The following is a 564-nucleotide window of genomic DNA, read 5'->3' on the forward strand; positions in this document are numbered from 1 at the left end:
CGAGGTCTACCTGCACGAGATGCCGGGCGGACAGTTCACCAACCTCAAGGCGCAGGCGCGCTCGCTGGGGCTGGAAGAGCGCTGGCACGAGGTCGCCAAGACCTATGCCGACGTGAACATGATGTTCGGCGACATCGTGAAGGTGACGCCCTCGTCCAAGGTGGTGGGCGACATGGCGCTGATGATGGTGAGCCAGGGGCTGACCCGGGCGCAGGTCGAGGATCCGAAGACCGAGGTCAGCTTCCCCGATTCGGTGGTCGACATGATGCGCGGCAACCTCGGCCAGCCGCCGGGGGGCTTCCCGAAGGGCATCGTGAAGAAGGTGCTGAAATCCGAGAAGCCCAACACCGAACGCCCTGGCAAGCACCTGCCCCCGGCGGATTTCGCTGCCCTGCGGGCGGAGCTCGCCGCGAAGTTCGAGGACATCGAGTTCGACGACGAGGACTTCAACGGCTACCTCATGTACCCCAAGGTCTTCACCGACTACGTGGCGCGGCACGAGGAATACGGCCCCGTCCGCACCCTGCCCACGCTGACCTACTTCTACGGCATGGCGCCCGGCGA

1 pseudogene is annotated in these 564 nt (G+C 65.4%); it reads left to right on the plus strand.

Features of this window, described 5'->3' with window-relative positions:
- A pseudogene (locus tag HC022_RS28390) lies at positions 1–564 on the plus strand (pyruvate carboxylase); the annotation flags it as partial.

Source organism: Salipiger sp. HF18, assembly GCF_011806505.1.
In the GTDB taxonomy this organism is placed as follows: Bacteria; Pseudomonadota; Alphaproteobacteria; order Rhodobacterales; family Rhodobacteraceae; genus Salipiger; species Salipiger thiooxidans.